16 protein-coding genes are annotated in these 16,272 nt (G+C 69.8%); 9 read left to right on the forward strand and 7 right to left on the reverse strand.

Translation table 11 applies throughout. The annotated features are described in order from the left end of the window. Window positions 1-34: 34 nt before the first annotated feature. The 5 genes from glmU (at window position 35) to FNV62_RS22655 (ending at window position 4,682) form a co-directional block, all read left to right on the forward strand. Entirely contained in the window at window positions 35-1,483 is a 1,449-nt protein-coding gene (gene glmU, locus FNV62_RS22635) for a bifunctional UDP-N-acetylglucosamine diphosphorylase/glucosamine-1-phosphate N-acetyltransferase GlmU (protein WP_079090348.1), read from the forward strand. Window positions 1,484-1,633: 150 nt separating this feature from the next. Next, the gene (locus FNV62_RS22640; RefSeq protein ID WP_097285045.1) at window positions 1,634-2,608 is read left to right on the forward strand and encodes a ribose-phosphate diphosphokinase; all 975 of its coding nucleotides are present in this window, start codon (window positions 1,634-1,636) and stop codon (window positions 2,606-2,608) included. Between the two features lie 163 nt (window positions 2,609-2,771). Further along, on the forward strand, window positions 2,772-3,362 hold the full coding sequence (locus tag FNV62_RS22645) for a 50S ribosomal protein L25/general stress protein Ctc (protein WP_143601892.1): 591 nt from the start codon (window positions 2,772-2,774) through the stop codon (window positions 3,360-3,362). 81 nt (window positions 3,363-3,443) lie between these two features. Continuing rightward, window positions 3,444-4,055: an aminoacyl-tRNA hydrolase gene (pth, locus tag FNV62_RS22650; protein WP_060901806.1), complete on the forward strand. Its 612-nt coding sequence runs from the start codon at window positions 3,444-3,446 to the stop codon at window positions 4,053-4,055. Between the two features lie 129 nt (window positions 4,056-4,184). After that, window positions 4,185-4,682: a hypothetical protein gene (locus tag FNV62_RS22655; protein ID WP_097285047.1), complete on the forward strand. Its 498-nt coding sequence runs from the start codon at window positions 4,185-4,187 to the stop codon at window positions 4,680-4,682. A 72-nt stretch (window positions 4,683-4,754) separates the two neighbouring features. Here the strand turns inward: FNV62_RS22655 and ppc are convergent, their stop codons facing one another. After that, window positions 4,755-7,499 (reverse strand): phosphoenolpyruvate carboxylase, encoded by a 2,745-nt coding sequence (ppc, locus tag FNV62_RS22660; RefSeq protein ID WP_060901804.1) that lies wholly within the window; start codon window positions 7,497-7,499, stop codon window positions 4,755-4,757. Window positions 7,500-7,839: 340 nt separating this feature from the next. Here ppc and FNV62_RS22665 point away from each other — a divergent pair, with 340 nt between their 5' ends. Together FNV62_RS22665 and FNV62_RS22670 are read left to right on the forward strand one after the other, a co-directional pair. Then, window positions 7,840-8,850, forward strand: a complete 1,011-nt coding sequence (locus tag FNV62_RS22665) for an acyl-CoA desaturase (protein WP_054233148.1) — start codon at window positions 7,840-7,842, stop codon at window positions 8,848-8,850. Then, entirely contained in the window at window positions 8,847-9,527 is a 681-nt protein-coding gene (locus FNV62_RS22670; RefSeq protein WP_054233024.1) for a TetR/AcrR family transcriptional regulator, read from the forward strand. The genes FNV62_RS22665 and FNV62_RS22670 overlap by 4 nt, the downstream gene beginning before the upstream one ends. Here FNV62_RS22670 and FNV62_RS22675 read toward each other — a convergent pair. Continuing rightward, the gene (locus FNV62_RS22675; RefSeq protein WP_225900333.1) at window positions 9,524-9,997 is read right to left on the reverse strand and encodes a glyoxalase; all 474 of its coding nucleotides are present in this window, start codon (window positions 9,995-9,997) and stop codon (window positions 9,524-9,526) included. The two genes, FNV62_RS22670 and FNV62_RS22675, sit on opposite strands and share 4 nt — an antisense overlap. A 4-nt stretch (window positions 9,998-10,001) precedes the next feature. Further along, window positions 10,002-10,811 (reverse strand): trans-aconitate 2-methyltransferase, encoded by an 810-nt coding sequence (locus tag FNV62_RS22680; protein ID WP_097285048.1) that lies wholly within the window; start codon window positions 10,809-10,811, stop codon window positions 10,002-10,004. Between the two features lie 89 nt (window positions 10,812-10,900). On the opposite strand from FNV62_RS22680, the gene FNV62_RS22685 reads away from it, so the two are divergent. After that, the gene (locus FNV62_RS22685; protein WP_144315586.1) at window positions 10,901-11,398 is read left to right on the forward strand and encodes a MarR family winged helix-turn-helix transcriptional regulator; all 498 of its coding nucleotides are present in this window, start codon (window positions 10,901-10,903) and stop codon (window positions 11,396-11,398) included. Here the strand turns inward: FNV62_RS22685 and FNV62_RS22690 are convergent. Beyond that, window positions 11,357-12,124 carry a LuxR C-terminal-related transcriptional regulator gene (locus FNV62_RS22690; RefSeq protein WP_054233027.1) on the reverse strand — a complete coding sequence of 256 codons (768 nt, stop codon included), beginning with the start codon at window positions 12,122-12,124 and terminating at the stop codon, window positions 11,357-11,359. The genes FNV62_RS22685 and FNV62_RS22690 overlap by 42 nt on opposite strands. A 256-nt stretch (window positions 12,125-12,380) precedes the next feature. Here FNV62_RS22690 and FNV62_RS22695 point away from each other — a divergent pair, with 256 nt between their 5' ends. Beyond that, entirely contained in the window at window positions 12,381-12,836 is a 456-nt protein-coding gene (locus FNV62_RS22695) for a GNAT family N-acetyltransferase (RefSeq protein ID WP_179858538.1), read from the forward strand. A gap of 131 nt (window positions 12,837-12,967) precedes the next feature. Here the strand turns inward: FNV62_RS22695 and galK are convergent, their stop codons facing one another. From galK to galT, 3 genes are read right to left on the reverse strand one after another with little or no spacing between them, the layout of a single operon-like run. Next, on the reverse strand, window positions 12,968-14,110 hold the full coding sequence (galK, locus tag FNV62_RS22700) for a galactokinase (RefSeq protein WP_097285050.1): 1,143 nt from the start codon (window positions 14,108-14,110) through the stop codon (window positions 12,968-12,970). Window positions 14,111-14,118: 8 nt separating this feature from the next. Further along, window positions 14,119-15,081 (reverse strand): UDP-glucose 4-epimerase GalE, encoded by a 963-nt coding sequence (gene galE, locus FNV62_RS22705; RefSeq protein WP_144315587.1) that lies wholly within the window; start codon window positions 15,079-15,081, stop codon window positions 14,119-14,121. Further along, window positions 15,078-16,166: a galactose-1-phosphate uridylyltransferase gene (gene galT, locus FNV62_RS22710; RefSeq protein ID WP_097285052.1), complete on the reverse strand. Its 1,089-nt coding sequence runs from the start codon at window positions 16,164-16,166 to the stop codon at window positions 15,078-15,080. The genes galE and galT overlap by 4 nt, the downstream gene beginning before the upstream one ends. Window positions 16,167-16,272: the final 106 nt, after the last annotated feature.

Here is a 16,272-nt window from a genome sequence, read left to right on the forward strand (position 1 = left end):
ACACCCCAGCCATCCGAAGCCGAAGGGCATATCAGTGAGCGTCAATCCTCCGGCAGCCGTCGTCGTTCTCGCAGCGGGTGAGGGCACCCGTATGAAGTCGGCCACACCCAAGGTCCTGCACGAACTGTGCGGCCGCTCCCTGGTCGGCCATGTGCTCGCGGCCGCGCGCGCGTTGGAGCCCGAGAACCTGGTCGTCGTGGTGGGTCACGCCCGCGAGAAGGTCACCGCGCACCTCGCCGAGATCGACCCCGGCGTACGGACGGCCGTACAGGCCGAACAGAACGGCACCGGCCACGCCGTACGGATGGGCCTGGAAGAGCTGGGCGGCGTCGTCGACGGCACGGTCGTCGTGGTCTGCGGCGACACCCCGCTGCTCAGCGGCGAGACCCTGCGGCAGCTCGCCGCCACCCACACCTCCGACGGCAACGCCGTCACGGTGCTCACCGCCGAGGTCCCCGACGCCACCGGCTACGGCCGCATCGTGCGGGACGGCGCCAGCGGCGCGGTCACCGCGATCGTCGAGCACAAGGACGCGAACGAGTCGCAGCGCGCGATCCGTGAGATCAACTCCGGGGTCTTCGCCTTCGACGGGCAGCTCCTCGCGGACGCGCTCGGGAAGGTGCGGACGGACAACAGCCAGGGTGAGGAGTACCTGACCGACGTCCTCGGGATCCTGCGCGAGGCCGGGCACCGGGTCGGGGCGGCCGTCGCCGGCGACCACCGCGAGATCGCCGGTATCAACAACCGCGTCCAGCTCGCCGAGGCCCGCCGCATCCTCAACGACCGCCTGCTCACCGAGGCCATGCTCGCCGGAGTGACCGTCGTCGACCCCGCCTCGACCTGGATCGACGTGACCGTCACCTTCGAGCAGGACGCGATCGTCCACCCGGGCACCCAGCTCCAGGGCGCCACACACCTCGCCGAGGGCGCCGAGGTCGGCCCCAACTCCCGCCTCAAGGACACCACGGTGGGCGCGGGGGCCCGCGTCGACAACACCGTCGCCGACAGCGCCGAGGTCGGGCCGCGGGCGAGCGTGGGTCCGTTCGCGTACCTGCGTCCGGGCACGCGCCTCGGTCTGAAGGCCAAGATCGGCACGTACGTGGAGACGAAGAACGCCACGATCGGCGAGGGCACCAAGATCCCGCACCTGTCCTACGTGGGCGACGCGACGATCGGCGAGTACTCGAACATCGGTGCGGCGAGCGTCTTCGTGAACTACGACGGGCAGGAGAAGCACCACACCACCGTGGGCTCCCACTGCCGTACCGGTTCGGACAACATGTTTGTGGCTCCTGTCACGGTCGGGGACGGCGCTTACACCGCGGCGGGCTCCGTGATCACCAAGGACGTACCCCCCGGTTCGTTGGCCGTGGCCCGTGGCCAGCAGCGGAATATCGAGGGTTGGGTGGCCCGCAAGCGTCCCGGAAGCGCGGCCGCGAAGGCGGCGGAGGCGGCCTCCCGGGAGCCGGAGGGCGAGGCCTGACCGGAAACAGGTGCCTCTGACACGGCGTACCGTGATAAGTGCACACCTCGCATAAATGCGCACCCGTACCCCCAGCTGAGAAGGCTTCTCGCACTCCGGTTGAGAAGGCTTCTCACGCCCCAGCTGAGACACCTCTGAGGAGACAGTGCTGTGACCGGGTTCAAGACGACCGGCGAGAAGAAGATGATGTTCTTCTCCGGCCGCGCCCACCCCGAGCTTGCCGAGGAGGTCGCCCATAAGCTGGGTGTCGGGGTTGTCCCGACGAAGGCCTTCGACTTCGCCAACGGTGAGATCTACGTCCGCTACCAGGAGTCCGCGCGCGGCGCCGACTGCTTCCTGATGCAGAGCCACACGGCTCCCATCAACAAGTGGATCATGGAGCAGTTGATCATGATCGACGCTCTGAAGCGGGCCTCCGCTCGGAGCATCACCGTGATCGTGCCCTTCTACGGTTACGCGCGGCAGGACAAGAAGCACCGTGGACGTGAACCGATCTCGGCGCGTCTGATCGCCGATCTGATGAAGACGGCGGGCGCCGACCGGATCCTCACGGTCGACCTGCACACCGACCAGATCCAGGGCTTCTTCGACGGCCCGGTCGACCACCTCTTCGCGCTGCCGATCCTGGCGGACTACGTGGGGGCGAAGGTCGACAAGTCGAAGCTCACCGTCGTCTCCCCGGACGCCGGCCGGGTGCGCGTCGCCGACCGCTGGTGCGACCGTCTGGACGCGCCGCTGGCGATCGTGCACAAGCGCCGCGACAAGGACGTCGCCAACCAGGTCACCGTCCACGAGGTCGTGGGTGACGTGAAGGGCCGCGTCTGTGTCCTCGTCGACGACATGATCGACACCGGTGGCACGATCTGCGCCGCCGCCGACGCCCTCTTCGCGCACGGCGCGGAGGACGTCATCGTCACGGCCACGCACGGTGTGCTCTCCGGCCCGGCGGCCGACCGTCTGAAGAACTCCAAGGTCAGCGAGTTCATCTTCACGGACACCCTGCCGACCCCGGGCGAGCTGGAGCTCGACAAGATCACGGTCCTGTCGATCGCGCCGACGATCGCCAACGCGGTCCGTGAGGTCTTCGAGGACGGCTCGGTGACGAGCCTGTTCGAGGAGCACTAAAGATCCTTTTGGGTGTGGCCTCCCTGCCGAGTAGACTGCCCAAGTTGCTCGGCGAGGGAGGCCGCACTTTTTTGTGCGGCGGTCCGTTATCGACGCGCTCTTCGTAGCAGGCCGATTGTTTGGCCGGGTGACCACCTTCCCCAGATTTCTACGAGGAGTGCACATGTCCGAGGTCAAGCTCGCCGCCGAGACCCGCACCGAGTTCGGCAAGGGCGCCGCCCGCCGCATCCGCCGTGACAGCAAGGTTCCCGCCGTGGTCTACGGCCACGGTGCCGAGCCCGTCCACATCACGCTGCCGGGCCACGAGCTGCTGCTCGCCCTGCGTACCCCGAACGTCCTGCTCTCCCTGGACATCGAGGGCAAGACCCAGCTGGCGATCCCGAAGGCCGTGCAGCGCGACGCCATCAAGGGCTTCCTCGAGCACGTCGACCTGCTCCTCGTGAAGCGCGGCGAGAAGGTCACCGTCGAGGTCTTCGTGCAGACCGAGGGCGAGCTCGCCCCGGGCAGCTTCCTGCTCGAGCACGTGCTGAACACCCTCACGGTCGAGGCCGAGGCCACCCACATCCCGGAGTCGGTCACCGTCTCCATCGCGGGCCTGGAGGCCGGTGCCTCCATCCACGCCAAGGACATCCCGCTGCCCAAGGGCACCACGCTGGCGATCGACGAGGACGCGGTCGTCCTGCAGGTCCTGTCCGCCCAGGCGGAGGAGCCCTCCGAGGGCGAGGCCGCGGGCACCGAGGCCGCCGAAGCCTGATCGGCCTGATTCCCCCGGAATCTTCATCTGTGTCAGCCGCCGCTCCCCTCAGGAGCGGCGGCTGCCGCGTATCAAGGACACATGGGAGACACCGACGTGACGACCGATGCGGGCGCCCCCTGGCTGATCGTGGGCCTCGGCAACCCGGGCCCCGAGTACGCCATGAACCGGCACAACGTGGGCTTCATGGTCGCCGACCTGCTGGCGGAGCGGATCGGCGGCAGGTTCAAGCGGGCCGGCAAGGCACAGGCGCAGGTCATCGAGGGGCGCATCGGCCCGCCGGGCCCGGCGAACCGCCGGGTGATCCTGGCCAAGCCGATGTCGTACATGAACCTGTCCGGCGGCCCGGTGACGGCGCTGCGGGACTTCTACAAGGTGCCGACGGCGAACATCGTCGCGATCCATGACGAGCTGGACATCGACTACGGCGTCCTGCGCCTGAAGCTCGGCGGTGGCGACAACGGCCACAACGGGCTGAAGTCGATGACGAAGGCGATGGGCTCCGACTACCACCGGGTGCGGTTCGGCATCGGGCGGCCTCCGGGGCGGATGCAGGTCGCCGACTTCGTCCTGAAGGACTTCTCCTCGGCGGAGCGCAAGGAACTCGGCTACTTCGTGGACCGGGCCTCGGACGCCGTGGAGTGCCTCGTCATCGAGGGGCTGGAGCGGGCGCAGGGCACGTACAACTCCTGAGCGGTTCTCCGGGGCGGTGCCCCGGTTGATCTTCGGGGCGGTCGATGTACACGTACAACTGCCGACTTGTCGCCCGCCAGAACCGACCGGAGTTGACCGGGCGCGCAGCCATGGCCAAGGATCGCCGCCATGCCTGCCGTCGCCGCACATCGAGGCTCCCGTCGGAGCGCACATCCGGCGCTGCGGTTCGGGCGGCTCGCGGCGATGGGTACGGTCGCGGCGCTGATCCTGATCGCGGGCGTCTGGGGTTCCTGGGGCACGGCTCAGCACGTGATGCTGAGCAAGGGCAGGGAGCAGGGGACGATGACCGTGACCGAGTGCTCCGGCCATGTCTGTACGGGGACGTACGCGCCGACCTCGACGGGGTCGCAGGCGCGGGCGCGCGTCACCATCGACGAGGCTGTCGCGGTGCGCAAGGGCCGGACGTACACGGTGACCGTGAAACCCGGCAGCAGCGATGTCGTCCGTAGTGGTCCGGCGGGCGTTCTCTACGCCTGGGTCCCGTTGGGTGGCGCTCTGTTGCTCGCCTCGGTGGTGGTGGCGGGTGGCCTGCGACTGCGGCGGGCGGCGTGGGTGCTGGCGGGGGCGGGGATCGCGCAGCTGACGGCCACGTTCCTGCTTCTGTGACCTGGTCTTGAAATGACGGGTGCCCCCGCGTTCGTAGGAACGTGGGGGCACCCGTCAGTCGCTGTTGTGGGATCAGCCGGTGTTGCGCAGTCCGGCCGCCACTCCGTTGACCGTCAGGAGCAGCGCGCGTGAGAGCAGCGGGTCCGGCTCGGCGCCGGCCGCGGCCTCGTCGCGCTGGCGCTTGAGGAGCGCGACCTGGAGGTAGGAGATCGGGTCCAGGTAGGCGTCGCGGATGGAGAAGGTCTGCTGGAGGACCGGGTTGGTGTCCAGGAGCTCCTTGCCGCCGGTGACGCGCAGTACCTCGCGGACGGTCAGCTCGTGTTCGGCCTCGATGGTGGCGAAGACGTGCTTGAGGTCGTCGGGGACGAGGGTGTCGACGTAGTGGCGGGCGATCCGCAGGTCGGTCTTCGCGAGGGTCATCTCGACGTTGGAGAGGAAGTTCTGGAAGAAGTGCCACTGCTCGTGCATCTCGTCGAGCACGGTGTCTCCTTCCTGCCGCAGGCCTGCCTCGCGCAGGGCCTTGAGGCCGGAGCCGACGCCGAACCAGCCGGGCACGATCTGCCGTGACTGGGTCCAGCCGAAGACCCAGGGGATGGCCCTCAGTCCGTCGAGGCCGGCGCCGCTGTCGGGGCGGCGGGAGGGCCGCGAGCCGAGGTGCAGGTCGGCGAGCTGGTCGACGGGGGTGGCGGCGAAGAAGTACGCCGGGAGGTCCGGGTCCTCGACGAGTCGTCGGTAGGCGTTGTGGGCGGCGTCGGAGACGACGTCCATGGCCGCGTCCCAGCGGGCCAGCGCCTCGTCGGACTGGCGGGGGGCGGTGTGCAGGGCGGAGGCCTGGAGGGTGGCTGCGACGGTGAGTTCCAGGTTCTCGCGGGCGAGCGAGGGCACGAGGTACTTGTCGGAGATGACCTCGCCCTGCTCGGTCACCTTGATCTCGCCCTCCAGCGTGCCCCAGGGCTGCGCGAGGATCGCGTCGTGGGAGGGGCCGCCGCCGCGGCCGACGGTGCCGCCGCGGCCGTGGAAGAGACGCAGGCGTACGCCGTAGCGGTGGGCGACGTCGCGCAGGCGGCGCTGGGCGCGGTGGATCTCCCACTGGCTGGTCGTGATGCCGCCGAACTTCGAGGAGTCGGAGTAGCCGAGCATGACCTCCTGGACGTCCCCGCGCAGCGCCACGAGGCGGCGGTAGGAGGGGTCGGAGAGCATGTCCTCGAGGATCGTGTCGGCGGCCTTCAGCTCGTCCGTCGTCTCCAGGAGCGGGACGATGCCGATCTTGGCCCAGCCGGCGTGCAGGTCGAGCAGGCCGGCCTCCCGCGCGAGTACGGCCGCGGCGAACACGTCGTCGGCGCCCTGGCACATCGAGATGATGTACGACTCGATGACCTCGGGTCCGAAGATCTCCAGAGCCTTCTTGACCGTCCCGAAGACTCCGAGGGTCTTCTCACCGGCGGCGTCGAGGGGCGCGGGGGTCGGGGCGAGCGGGCGACGGGAGCGGAGTTCCTTGGCGAGGAGCTTGGCGCGGTAGTCGCGGGGCATGTCGACGTAGCGCCAGGATTCCTCGCCGAGGCGGTCGAACAGCTGGCCGAGGGCGTGGTGGTGGGCGTCGGCGTGCTCGCGTACGTCCATGGTGGCGAGCTGGAGGCCGAAGGCGGCCAGGGTGCGGATGGTGCGGTTCATCCGGCCGTCGGCGAACAGGGCGCCGCGGTGCTCGCGCAGCGAGGTCTGGATGAGGGTGAGGTCGCGCAGGAGTTCGCCAGTGCCGAGGTAGTCGCGGCCCTCGTCGTGCGGGGTGCCCGTGGCGAGGCGCTGCTTGGTGTTCTCCAGCTTCTGCCGGATGCAGGTGGCCTTGAGCCGGTAGGGCTCCTCGGCGTTGAGGCGCTTGTAGCGGGGGCTGATCTCGGGGAGGCGCTCCAGGTCGCTCTGGAGGGATTCGAGGAGTTCCTCGGTGGCGCCGGTGTAGCGGATGGAGTTGGAGAGGAAGCCGCGGAGTTCGTCGATGACGTCCAGGGCGTCGTTGATGCCGTGTTCGTGCTGGAGGATCAGGACGTCCCAGGTGACGGCCGGGGTGACGTTCGGGTTGCCGTCGCGGTCGCCGCCGATCCAGGTGCCGAAGGTGAGCGGCCGGGTGTCGTCCGGGAGTCGCACACCGACGCGTTCCAGCTCCGCGGTGAGGTCCTCCAGGACGTCGCCCACCGCGCCGGCGTGCAGCTCGTCCAGGTAGTAGATGGCGTTGCGGGCCTCGTCCGCGGGCTCCGGGCGGACCACGCGCAGCTCGTCCGTCTGCCACACCAGGTCGATGTTCTCGGCCAGCCGGGTGTCGTAGCGGCGGCGGTCGGCCTCGATGACGGGGGTCTCGAGGAGCGCGGCGATACGGCGCAGCTTGTTGAGGACCGAACGGCGGGCGGCTTCCGTCGGGTGGGCGGTGAAGACCGGGCGGACGTTCAGGTTCTTGACGGTCTGCTTCAGGTGTTCGGGGTCGGCGTCCTTGAGCCGGTCCGCCGTGCGGGCGAGGAGTCCGCCCTCGGCGGCCCGCTTGGCGCGCAGCTCGCGGCCGCGGTGCACCTGCTCGGTGACGTTCGCCAGATGGAAGTACGTGGAGAAGGCGCGGACCAGCTTGGCCGCGGTCTCCAGTTCGGTGCCGCGCAGCAGCTCGGCGGCTGCCTCGCCGTCCTCGCGGGTCAGGCGGCGGACCTTCTCGACCAGTTCCAGGAGCTCGGGGCCCTCCTGACGGACGAGGGTCTCACCGAGCAGGTCGCCCAGGCGGCGGATGTCGGCGCGCAGCTCGCTGCTGGTCGTCGTGGTCTGGTCGTCGGCACTGCTCACAGGTGCGGCTCCTTGCAGTGTGGAAGCTCGGCTGAAGAGTGTGGAAGCTCGTCTGAAGCTCGTCAGGGAGGGAACCCGGATGGTGGTCGCGCGGCGGGGTGCCGCTTAGGGACGTGGCATCCGGGAAGAAAACAGAACGGACCGCGCTGTCCGACCGAATCCAAGGATAGGTGTCCATGCGGACGCGCAGGCTGTTGGGCTCTTGCCGCCAGGCTGCGCGCTGCCATACTTACGACGCCGTAAGTTACGGATGCGTAGGGCCTCCCGTCAGCTGGCAGGAGGACTCTGAGATCCCGTGACCGGCCACCTCCCCCGCCCTCGAACCCCACAGGGGATGCTCATGCCCACGAGTTCCGACGTGATCGACGACGCCCCGCGGTCGCCCGACGACGCCTCGCTCCCCGCTGCCACGCTGGGTGGCGAGCGGAAGGGGTCACTCGAACAGATCACGCTGCTTCTCTTCATCGCTGTTCCGTTCGTAGCCCTCGTGGCAGCGGTGCCGCTGGCCTGGGGCCGGGGGGTGAGCTGGCTGGACATCGGCCTGCTGGTCTTCTTCTACTACCTGGGTTGCCACGGCGTCACGATCGGCTACCACCGCTATTTCACGCACGGCTCCTTCAAGGCGAAGCGCCCGCTGCGGATCGGGCTGGCGATCGCCGGTTCGATGGCGGTCGAGGGCCCTGTGGTCCGTTGGGTCGCCGACCATCGCAAGCACCACAAGTTCTCCGACGCCGAGGGTGACCCCCACTCGCCGTGGCGCTACGGGGAGACGGTGCCGGCTCTGATGAAGGGCCTGTGGTGGGCGCACATCGGCTGGATGTTCGACCAGGAGCGGACCCCGCAGGAGAAGTACGCGCCGGACCTGGTCAAGGACCCGGCGATCCGCGCGATCTCGCGCCAGTTCATCTACTGGACGATGCTGTCCCTCGCTCTCCCCCCGCTGATCGGTGGTCTGGCGACGATGTCCTGGTGGGGCGCGTTCACCGGCTTCTTCTGGGGTTCGCTCGTCCGCGTGGCGCTGCTGCACCACGTCACCTGGTCGATCAACTCGATCTGTCACGCGGTGGGCAAGCGGCCCTTCAAGTCGCGGGACCGCTCGGGCAACGTGTGGTGGCTGGCCGTGCTCTCCTGCGGTGAGTCCTGGCACAACCTGCACCACGCCGACCCGACCTCGGCGCGGCACGGCGTACAGCGTGGCCAGGTCGACTCCTCGGCGCGGATCATCCGCTGGTGCGAGCAGCTCGGCTGGGCGTACGACGTGCGCTGGCCGTCACGCTCGCGTATCGATTCGAAGCGCAACACGGACGGGTCGGCCTCCCGGGGCAAGACGGAAACCGCTGAAGCGGCATGATTGACGGTGTGGCGACCGACTCCAGCAGCACCCCGAGCAGCAGTGAAAAGCCGCGGCGTGCGCGCCGCACCCGCATGACCGGTGCGGAGCGCCGTCAGCAGCTGCTGGAGATCGGTCGCACTCTGTTCGCGGCGAAGGGCTTCGAGGGGACGTCGGTGGAGGAGATCGCGGCGAAGGCCGGCGTCTCCAAACCGGTGGTCTACGAGCACTTCGGCGGCAAGGAGGGGCTGTACGCGGTGGTGGTGGACCGCGAGATGCGCCGTCTGCTGGACATGGTGACCGGTTCCCTCACCGCCGGTCACCCCCGCGAGTTGTGCGAGCAGGCCGCGTTCGCCCTCCTGGACTACATCGAGGAGTACACGGACGGCTTCCGGATCCTGGTCCGCGACTCGCCCATTCCCCAGTCGACGGGTTCCTTCGCGTCGCTGATCTCGGACATCGCCACCCAGGTGGAGGACATCCTGGGCCGTGAGTTCAAGCTGCGCGGCTTCGACCCGAAACTGGCTCCCCTGTACGCCCAGGCCCTGGTCGGCATGGTCGCTCTGACGGGTCAGTGGTGGCTGGACGTCCGCAAGCCCCGCAAGGCGGAGGTGGCGGCCCATCTGGTGAACCTGGCCTGGCACGGCCTGGACGGTCTGGAGCCGAAGCCGCGTTTGATCGGGCATCGCAAGTCCTAGGACCCGGGCTGTTCCATGGATCCAGGCTGTTCCATGGATCCGAGCTGCTCCACGGACCCGAACGGCTCCAGGGACCCGAGCTGTTCCCAGGATCCGAACGGTTCCGCGGATCCGAGTGGCTCCAGGAACTCCAGTCGGTTGCCGACGGGGTCCTCGGAGTAGAAGCGGCGGTGGCCGGGGAGGTTGTCGTCCCAGGTGGCCTCGGCCTCGTGGGCCCGCAGGCGGGCGGCGAACTCCTCGATGCCGGTGACGCGCAGCCCGGGGTGGGCCTTCTTCGCGGGCCGGAAGTCCTTCTCGATCCCCAGGTGCAGCTGCACGGCCCCCGCCCGGAACCAGCAGCCGCCGCGGGCGGCGAGGACGGGCGGTTTGGGGATCTCGGTCATGCCGAGAACCTCGACGTAGTACACGCGCAGGCGGTCCTCCGAGCCGGGCGGGGCCGCGAGCTGGACGTGGTCGACGGCGGCGAGCATCCGCTCACGCTCCCTTGTGCGCCACGGCGAACAGGCGGCGGAAGGGCAGCACCGTGCCGTACGGGGCGGTGGGATAGGCGTCGCGCAGCAGGTCGCGGTATTCGGTGACGAAGGCGTCGCGGGCCTCCGGGTCGTCGGCGAGGGCCGTCAGCACCGGGCGCAGCCCTGTGCCCTTCACCCAGTCCAGTACCGGATCCTCGCCGGTCAGGATCTGCTCGTACGTCGTCTGCCAGACGTCCGTCTCGCAGCCGAGGCGGGCCAGTCGGTCCAGGTAGACCAGCGGTTCGTGGACGGAGTCCTCGTGTCGCAGGACGTCTTCGAGGCGGTCCTTCCAGCGGGCGGAGGCGGCGAGCTCGCGCATCAGGGCGTGCAGGGGCGCGTCGATGTTGTCGGGGACCTGGAAGGCGAAGGTGCCGCCGGGCGCCAGTGCGGCGATCCAGTCGCGGAACCGCTCCAGATGCCCGGGCACCCAGTGCAGCGCCGCGTTCGACACGATCAGGTCGTACGTCTCCGTGGGCGTCCAGGTCGCCGCGTCCGCGTGGGCGAAGTCGAGGCGTCCGCCGCCGGCCGTGGGGCCCGCGTACGGCTGTGTCCTGGCGAGCATCTCGGGGGAGTTGTCGTACCCGGTGATGCGCGCGGTGGGCCAGCGGTCGGCGAGGAGGACGGTCACGTTGCCGGGGCCGCAGCCGAGGTCGGCGATGCGGGGCGGGGTGCCGGGGAGGTCGGGGACCCGGGCGAGGAGGTCGATGAACGGGCGGGCGCGGTGGCCGGCGTGGCGCAGGTACTGGGCGGGGTCCCAGGTGGGAGTGGTCATGTCTGCTACTTTCCCCTCACATGTATCTCGACGTCAAGAGACTTGATATCAAGAGACTTCATGTCGACACAACCACTACACTGATCGTCATGGAGGACGAGGTCGATCGGCTGGTCGCAGCATGGCGCCGGGAGCGCCCTGACCTCGACGTGGAACCGCTCGAGGTACTCAGCCGGGTGAGCAGGCTCGCCCGGCACCTGGACCGCGCCCGACGGCTGGCGTTCTCCGAGCACAGCCTGGAGCCCTGGGAGTTCGACGTGCTGACCGCACTGCGGCGCGCGGGCTCCCCGTACCAGCTCTCCCCCGGCCAGCTGCTCACGCAGACGCTCGTCACCTCCGGCACGATGACCAACCGCATCGACCGGCTGACGAAGAAGGGCCTGGTGGAGCGCCTCCCGGACCCGAGCGACCGCCGGGGCGTACTCGTGCGCCTCACGGACGAGGGACGCGACCGCGCCGACCAGGCGCTCGCCGGACTCCTCGACCAGGAGCGCGCGATCCTGGCCGAACTCAGCAAGGCGCAGCTCGGTGAACTCGCGTCCCTGCTACGCCAGCTGACCGCCCCGTTCGACAACATCCCCGGCTAGGTCGACGGGCCCGACCCCGGCCCGGCGGGCGAGGGCGACCGCGGCGAGCGTCGAGTGGACGCCCAACTTCCCCAGCACGTTCTGCATATGGGTCCGGACGGTGTGCGGGGAGAGGAACAACCTCTCCGCGACGGCCTTGCGCCCCAGCCCCGCGACCATGCACCGCAGCACTTCCCGCTCCCGCGGCGTGAGCGACTCGACCAGCCGCTCGCTCTCGGTGCGGTGCTTGCGCGCGGCGGTCAACTCCCGCAGGACGCCGGTGAGCAGGGCGGGCGGCAGATGCGTCTCGTCGCGCAGCACACCCCGTATGACGGTCAGCAGCCGCGACAGGGAACAGTCCTTGGCGACCCACCCCGAGGCGCCGGCCTGCAGTGCGAGGGCGGCGCGGCGCGGATCGTCCTTCTCGGCGAGGACGACGATGCGCACGCTCGGCTGCCCCGAACGGACGCCCGCGACCAGCGAGATGCCGTCGACGAGCCCGTCCTCGTTGCCCTCCTGGACCGGTACGGCAGGACGGGCGCCGGGCAGATTGCCGCCCAGGTCGGCGTCGACGAGGAGCACGTCGAATCTGCGGCCCTCCGCGGACGCCCGCTCCAGGCAGCGCAGCGCGGCCGGGCCGCTGCCGGCGGCGGACACGTCGACGTCGGGCTCGGCGGCCAGGGCGGCGGCGAGCGACTCGGCGAAGATGCGGTGGTCGTCGACGACCAGGACACGGATGCGAACCACTGATACCCCCACTGGTCGGGGGACGGACCGGCGCAGGTACGACACCCGAAATGATCCCGAGCCCGCTCGAACTCGGAAAACGGGGTGCCGCAGCCGCACGGCCGCCGCCGTGCTGAAACTGCTACCCCCACTTCGGGCGTCGTACCCGACTGTCTCGCCCCCTGATCAGCACCGGCCCCCACCGGCGCTGTTCACAGGGTACGACCGGGGGCGGGCAGCGGAAGGCAATTTGCAGAACTGATTGGCCGACGCGTTTATGGTGAGCCGTATGTTTCGTATGGAGACAGGAGACGACAAAGACCGGCGTGATCTGCTCCGCCGGCGACTGCGCGACACGAACACACAGGCGTCCCCGATCCTCCGCGCTCTGCGCGGCACCCCCGCCGAACGGGAACTTCCGCTCCACGTCTGGGCCTTGGCCGCCGACGGGGCGCTCGCGGGCGGGCTCGTCGGACACACCTGGACGACGTGGCTGCACGTGACATACCTCTGGGTGGACACGCCCCACCGCGGCGCGGGCCTCGGCGGCCGGCTCCTCGCCGAGGCCGAGCGCCTCGCCCACGAGGAGCGCGGCTGCCGCAACTCCCGCCTGGAGACCTGGGACTTCCAGGCCCCCGAGTTCTACAAGAAACACGGCTACGAAGTCGTATGCGTGATCCCCGACTATCCCCCGGGAATCACGGAATACACCCTGACCAAACGCTTGCCCTGACCAGAACCCCCTCGCCTTCAAGCAACGGTCACCCCGAGGCTCTCAGGGGCGCGGGGCTGTCACATCATGCGGCTCCGCCGCGTGGGCGCGCCCAGCCCCCACGGCCCGCAGACAAAGAACGCACCCAAGCGTCAGCTCAAGCGCCGGGCGCCAGCCGAGGGCACCGCCGGGAAGACCCGAGGAGCCGTATAACCGGCGGAGCCGAACGCCTCGGTCACCGCCTTCGTCACCGTGTCCACATCCGCCGACTCCACCAGCACGATCGCCGAGCCGCCGAAGCCGCCCCCGGTCATCCGCGCACCCAACGCCCCCGCGGCGTTGGCCGTGGCGACCACCAGGTCCAGTTCCTCGCAGGAGATCCGCAGGTCGTCCCGGAGCGAGGCGTGCCCGTCCGTGAGGACCGGACCGATGGCCCGGACTTCCCCGGCGTCCAGCAGCGCGATGACCCGTTCCACCCGGTGATCGTCGGAGACGACGTGGCGGACGTATCGGCGTACCCGCTCGTCCGACAGGCGCGCGAGCGCCGCGTCGAGCTCCTCGTACGCGACATCCCGCAGATGCGAGACCCCGAGCTGCCGCGCGCCCTCCTCGCACCCTTCGCGCCGCTCGGCGTACGCCCCGTCGCCCAGCGCGTGCTTCACCCGCGTGTCGACGACCAGCAGCTCCAGCCCCTGGGAGGCCAGATCGAAGGGAACCTGCCGGATGGACAGATCGCGGCAGTCGAGGTGCAGGGCGTGCCCCTCGGTGCAGCACGCGGACGCCGTCTGGTCCATGATCCCGCAGGGCACGCCGACGAAGTCGTTCTCGGCGCGCTGGGCGAGCCGGGCCAGTTCGGGCCCGGTGAGGCCGAGTTCGTACAGGTCGTTCAGAGCGAGCGCGGTCACGACCTCCAGAGCGGCGGAGGAGGACAGGCCCGCCCCCGTCGGCACGGTCGAGGCGAGGTGCACGTCCGCGCCCGTCACCGCGTGCCCCGCCTCGCGCAGCGCCCACACCACACCCGCCGGGTAGGCGGCCCAGCTGGTGTTGGTCAGCGGCGCCAGCTCGTCGACATGCAGTTCGACGACCGGGCCCTCGATGTCGGCGGAGTGCAGCCGCAGCACCCCGTCCGTGCGCCGCGACACCGCCGCCACCGCAGTGTGCGGCAGGGCGAGCGGCATCACGAACCCCTCGTTGAAGTCCGTGTACTCGCCGATCAGGTTGACCCGCCCCGGCGCCGCCCAGACGCCTTCCGGTGCGGCCCCGTACAGCTCCTCGAACCCCTCGCGAACGCCCACCGAATTACCTACCGCTCCTTGTTCTGAGCGAACGCCCACGCGTCCGCGACGATCCCCGCGAGATCCGCGCGGGACGGGTTCCAGCCGAGCCGCTCGCGCGCGGTCGCCGCCGAGGCGACGAGCACGGCCGGGTCCCCGCCCCGGCGCGGGGCCATGACCTCGGGGATCGGGTGCCCCGTGACCTGGCGGACGGTCTCGATGACCTCGCGGACGGAGAAGCCGTTGCCGTTGCCGAGATTGCAGATGAGGTGCTCACCGGCGGTGGCAGCCTCGACGGACAGCAGGTGCGCCTCCGCCAGGTCCGCCACGTGGATGTAGTCGCGGACGCAGGTGCCGTCCGGCGTCGGGTAGTCGTCGCCGAAGACGGAGATCGCCTCCCGCCGCCCCTGCGCGACCTGGAGGACGAGCGGGATGAGGTGCGACTCGGGGTCGTGGCGCTCGCCCTGCGCCCCGTAGGCGCCGGCCACGTTGAAGTAGCGCAGCGACACCGCGCCCAGTCCGTGGGCCGCCGCCTCGCCGGTGATCATGTGGTCGACGGCGAGCTTGGAGGCGCCGTAGGGGCTGGTGGGCCTCGTCGGCGCGGACTCGACGATCGGGGTCTGCTCCGGCTCGCCGTACGTGGCGGCCGTGGAGGAGAAGACCAGCTTGCGCACGCCCGCCTCGCGCATCGCCGCGAGCAGCGCCATGGTGCCGCCGACGTTGTTGTCCCAGTACTTCTCGGGCTTCACGACGGACTCGCCGACCTGCGAGAACGCGGCGAAGTGCAGCACGGCGTCGTACGAGGAGTCCAGCCACTTACCGGCGTCGCGGATGTCGCCCTCGATGAAGGTGGCCCCCGCCGGGACGCCCTCGCGGAAGCCCGTCGACAGGTTGTCGAGGACCGTCACCTCGTGACCGGCCTCGATCAGATGCTGCGCGACCACGCTGCCGACATAGCCCGCGCCACCCGTGACCAGGTACTTCCCACTCATGAACTCGCTACCTCTCGCAATCGCTGGGCCGCGGCTTCCGGCGGCACGTCGTTGATGAACACGCTCATGCCGGACTCGGAACCCGCGAGGAACTTCAGCTTGCCGGAAGTGCGGCGAATGGTGAAAAGCTCGAGGTGAAGCGCGAAGTCGTCCCTGTTCACGCCCTCGAACTCCGCCAGCGCGCCGAACGGCGCCTGGTGCCAGGCGGCGATGTACGGCGTCGGAGGCTCCCCCTCCCCTTCTTTCCCACCACCCGACCCATCGAAGATCCGGTCGAAGCGCCTCAAGAGTTCCAGATAGACCTGGGGGAACTCTGTGCGCGCCTCTTCGTCGAGCCCGAGCAGGTCGGGCACCCGCCGCTTGGGGTAGAGGTGGACCTCGTAGGGCCAGTGCGCGGCGTACGGCACGAAGGCGACCCATCGCTCGGTCTCCAGGACGATCCGGTCGCCCTCGGCGAGTTCGCGTGCGACGACGTCGTCGAAGAGGTTCTGCCCGCCGGTGGCCTCCTTGTGCGCGGCCAGCGAGCGCAGCATCAGGGCCGTACGCGGGGTGGTGAACGGATAGCCGTAGATCTGCCCGTGCGGATGGCCGAGGGTGACGCCGATCTCCTCGCCGCGGTTCTCGAAACAGAAGACCTGTTCGACGGAGGAGAGGTGGGACAGCTCCGCCGTGCGGTCCGTCCACGCCTCCAGGACGAGCCCCGCCTGCTCCTCGGTGAGGTCGGCGAAGGACGCGTCGTGGTCGGAGGTGAAGCAGACGACCTCGCAGCGCCCGGAGTCGCCGGCGAGCGAGGGGAAACGATTCTCGAAGACGACGACGTCGTACGAGGAGTCCGGGATCTCGCTCAGCCGGTCGCCCTGCGAGGGGCACAGGGGGCACTCGTTCGCCGGGGGGTGGTAGGTGCGCCCCTGGCGGTGCGAGGCGATCGCGACCGAGTCGCCGAGCAGCGGGTCCCGGCGCACCTGGGAGCTGGTGACGGTGGGCTCCAGCGGGCGGCGGTCCACCGCGTCGCGCACCGTGTCGTCGCGTGAGTCGTAGTAGATCAGCTCACGACCGTCGGCGAGCCGGGTCGAGGTCTTCTTCACCGCTGGACTCCTCATCCACACCACACCCAACCATCAAACATAACCGAACACAACAAACCACAAAGCAACAGGGACGTCAATGCCTGCGGGGGTTTGGGGGGTGTCT

It is taken from the genome of Streptomyces sp. RLB3-17 (genome assembly GCF_007113425.2).
Taxonomy (GTDB): domain Bacteria; phylum Actinomycetota; class Actinomycetes; order Streptomycetales; family Streptomycetaceae; genus Streptomyces; species Streptomyces mirabilis_D.

Bases quoted from the DNA above. Each gene is read 5' to 3' on its own strand.
- FNV62_RS22670 (WP_054233024.1), top strand. From the start codon at position 8,847: ATGATTGACGGTGTGGCGACCGACTCCAGCAGCACCCCGAGCAGCAGT.
- pth (WP_060901806.1), top strand. From the start codon at position 3,444: ATGGGAGACACCGACGTGACGACCGATGCGGGCGCCCCCTGGCTGATC.
- FNV62_RS22675 (WP_225900333.1), bottom strand. From the start codon at position 9,997: ATGCTCGCCGCCGTCGACCACGTCCAGCTCGCGGCCCCGCCCGGCTCG.
- FNV62_RS22685 (WP_144315586.1), top strand. From the start codon at position 10,901: ATGGAGGACGAGGTCGATCGGCTGGTCGCAGCATGGCGCCGGGAGCGC.
- FNV62_RS22680 (WP_097285048.1), bottom strand. From the start codon at position 10,811: ATGACCACTCCCACCTGGGACCCCGCCCAGTACCTGCGCCACGCCGGC.
- FNV62_RS22645 (WP_143601892.1), top strand. From the start codon at position 2,772: ATGTCCGAGGTCAAGCTCGCCGCCGAGACCCGCACCGAGTTCGGCAAG.
- FNV62_RS22665 (WP_054233148.1), top strand. From the start codon at position 7,840: ATGCCCACGAGTTCCGACGTGATCGACGACGCCCCGCGGTCGCCCGAC.
- galE (WP_144315587.1), bottom strand. From the start codon at position 15,081: ATGAGTGGGAAGTACCTGGTCACGGGTGGCGCGGGCTATGTCGGCAGC.
- FNV62_RS22695 (WP_179858538.1), top strand. From the start codon at position 12,381: ATGGTGAGCCGTATGTTTCGTATGGAGACAGGAGACGACAAAGACCGG.
- FNV62_RS22655 (WP_097285047.1), top strand. From the start codon at position 4,185: ATGCCTGCCGTCGCCGCACATCGAGGCTCCCGTCGGAGCGCACATCCG.